Origin of the sequence: Streptomyces sp. WI03-4A (assembly GCF_033792105.1) — a bacterium.
Lineage (GTDB): Bacteria > Actinomycetota > Actinomycetes > Streptomycetales > Streptomycetaceae > Streptomyces > Streptomyces collinus_A.
The window spans coordinates 1-2899 of the sequence record NZ_JARAUO010000093.1 but is presented as its reverse complement, the minus strand read 5'-3'; the positions used below and the strand labels follow the sequence as shown (position 1 = coordinate 2899).

3 protein-coding genes are annotated in these 2899 nt (G+C 73.4%); 2 read left to right on the top strand and 1 reads right to left on the bottom strand.

The window, feature by feature from the left end:
- Nucleotides 1-198: 198 nt before the first annotated feature.
- Nucleotides 199-1614: an FAD-binding oxidoreductase gene (locus PV343_RS40150; RefSeq protein ID WP_319151999.1), complete on the top strand. Its 1416-nt coding sequence runs from the start codon at nt 199-201 to the stop codon at nt 1612-1614.
- Nucleotides 1615-1631: 17 nt separating this feature from the next.
- Here PV343_RS40150 and PV343_RS40145 read toward each other — a convergent pair whose 3' ends face one another.
- Nucleotides 1632-2045, bottom strand: coding sequence for an SsgA family sporulation/cell division regulator (locus tag PV343_RS40145; RefSeq protein ID WP_319151998.1), 414 nt, complete (start codon nt 2043-2045; stop codon nt 1632-1634).
- Between the two features lie 233 nt (nt 2046-2278).
- On the opposite strand from PV343_RS40145, the gene PV343_RS40140 reads away from it, so the two are divergent.
- On the top strand, nt 2279-2899 hold a 621-nt coding region (locus tag PV343_RS40140; RefSeq protein WP_319151997.1), incomplete at its 3' end, for a DUF2510 domain-containing protein.

The following is a 2899-nucleotide window of genomic DNA, read 5'->3' as shown; positions in this document are numbered from 1 at the left end:
TCGCGACGGTCAGCACACCCAGAGACCACCTGTCCAGCCGGCACTTCGTCTGTCCGGCCGCCGGGGACGTGCCGGGAGCGGAGGGGCCGTACTGTCGGATCTCCATACCGCTCACTGTGCGCCAGCGTGACGGGCCCGCCCGGGTGGCCCAAGGACGGCACGGACGGGGTTCACACCGATGGCCGCGAGTGACACGCTGTGATCATGAGCCGTATCGAAGCGCATCGCGACACCGATGCAGTGGCATCCGGTAACCTCACCGACCGGCTCCTGGCCGGCCTGCCCGTCGAGGCCGTCCTCGTCGACCCCGACGTCACCACTTCCTACGCCAACGACATGGCCAGCTTCTGCCCGGCCGGGGCCCCGGCCGTGGTCGTGCTGCCGCGCACCGTCGAACAGGTCCAGCACGTGATGCGCACCGCCAGCGAGCTGCGCGTCCCGGTGGTCCCGCAGGGGGCCCGCACGGGCCTGTCCGGCGGCGCCAACGCCACCGAGGGCTGCATCGTGCTGTCCCTGACGAAGATGGACCGCATTCTGGAGATCAGCCCGGTGGACCGCATCGCGGTGGTCGAACCGGGCGTGATCAACGCGGCCCTCTCCCGCGCGGTCGAGGAGCACGGCCTGTACTACCCGCCGGACCCCTCCAGCTGGGAGATGTGCACCATCGGGGGCAACATCGGCACGGCCTCGGGCGGCCTGTGCTGCGTGAAGTACGGCGTGACCGCCGAGTACGTGCTGGGCCTGGAGGTCGTCCTCGCCGACGGCCGTCTGATGTCCACCGGGCGGCGCACCGCGAAGGGTGTGGCGGGCTACGACCTGACCAGGCTCTTCGTCGGCTCCGAGGGCTCGCTCGGCATCGTCGTGCGGGCGGTCCTGGCGCTGCGGCCGAAGCCGCCGCGCCAGCTCGTGCTGGCCGCCGAGTTCGCCTCGTCGGCCGCCGCCTGCGACGCCGTGTGCCGGATCATGGAGGGCGGTCACGTCCCGTCCCTCCTCGAACTGATGGACCGTACGACCGTCAAGGCGGTCAACGACCTCGCCCACATGGGTCTCCCGGAGACCACCGAGGCGCTGCTGCTGGCCGCCTTCGACACCCCCGACCCCGCCGCCGACCTGGCCGCCCTCGGCGCGGTGTGCGAGGCCGCGGGCGCCACCCAGGTGGTCCCGGCCGAGGACGCCGCCGAGTCCGACCTGCTGCTCCAGGCCCGGCGGCTCTCGCTGACCGCGCTGGAGGCGGTCAAGGGCACGACGATGATCGACGACGTGTGCGTACCGCGCTCCCGGCTGGGCGCGATGCTCGAAGGGGTGGAGCGGATCGCCGGGAAGTACGACCTCACCATCGGCGTCTGCGCGCACGCCGGGGACGGCAACACCCACCCCACCGTCTGCTTCGACGCCGCCGACCCGGACGAGTCCCGGCGGGCCCGCGAGTCCTTCGACGAGATCATGGCCCTCGGCCTGGAACTCGGCGGCACCATCACCGGCGAACACGGCGTGGGCGTGCTGAAGAAGGAGTGGCTGGCCCGGGAGATCGGTCCGGTCGGCGTGGAGATGCAGCGCGCGGTGAAGCAGGTCTTCGACCCGCTCGGCATCCTCAACCCCGGCAAGCTGTTCTGATCCCCCTGCGGGGGCGCTCACCGGGCGAGCAGCTCGTCGAGGGCACCGTCCAGGCCCAGCCGCCCGCCCTCGCTCCCCGGGGGCACCGCGCGCAGCGTCCGCTCCAGCCAGGCCGACACCTGGGCGGCCGGTGCCTCCAGCAGGGCGTCCCCGTCGGGTGAACTCAGCGCCATCAGTACGACACCGCGCCCGTCGACCTTGGTCGGCCACACCCGCACATCGCCGTGCCCGCACGGCCGGAACACCCCCTCCACCAGCAGTTCCCGGGCGAAGGTCCAGTCGACGGGGTGCTCGGAGTCGATGTGGAAGGTGACGTGGACGGCGTAGGGGTCGTCGGAGCGGTAGCCAAGCCGGGCCGGCACCGGCACGCTCCGGTCGGGGGACAGCACGAGCTTCAGCTCCAGCTCCCGCTCCACCACGGTGTGATCCATGATCTGTGTTTCCTTCCTGCCGGGGCCGCCCTGAGTGGGCCCGTACCCGGAGAGAGGCGGCGAAGGCGCTGCCATTACGCGGGTTCCGGGAAGTTCTTCGGCGCGGACCGGGGGAGCGGAGGCACGGCGTTGCCCGGAAAGGAGTGGGTACGGCGGGACTGGCGGTGTGGCATGCCCCGGTCTGATAGATGTGGAGGCTCCCATCCACCCCGAGCAGATACGGGACGACGGACATGAGCGCCCCAACCCCGGCCCCCGGTGACGACAGGCCCCGCGAGGGCTACTACCCGGACCCTTCCATCCCCGGGTACGTCCGGTACTGGAACGGCGCCTCCTGGGTGCCGGGCACCAGCCGGCCGGCGCCCGCGGACGGCAGCCCGCTCAGCCCGCCGCCCGGTGCCCGCCCGGCCGCCCCGGCCGTCGAGGAGACGGGCCCGCACTTCTTCGACGAGGACCCCGGGCCGGGTACGGGCGCGGGTGGCCAGGCGTCCGGGTGGGGCACCGACGGCGACGCGCGGCACGGGCAGCACGCACAGCACGGCCAGCCCGGCTTCGGCGCCGACCCGAGGGTGGCCGCGCAGGGCCCGGCCCAGCCGGCCGGCCACGCGGCCCGTACCGACGGCACCGCCTCGATCCCGCCCACGGACGACGACGGTCCCGACCCCGGCGGCACGTTCATCTTCCGCCGCCCGGTCCCGGGCCCCGCGGCCGTCGGGGACGACGGCGCGCCGCCCTTCGGTCCGGTGCCGGGGCAGGGCCGGGCGGGCGGCGAGGCGGGCGCGTCCGGCGCGTCCTTAGACGAGAGCACCTTCGACTCCCCGGCCTGGCGGCACGCGTCGATGTTGTACGGATCG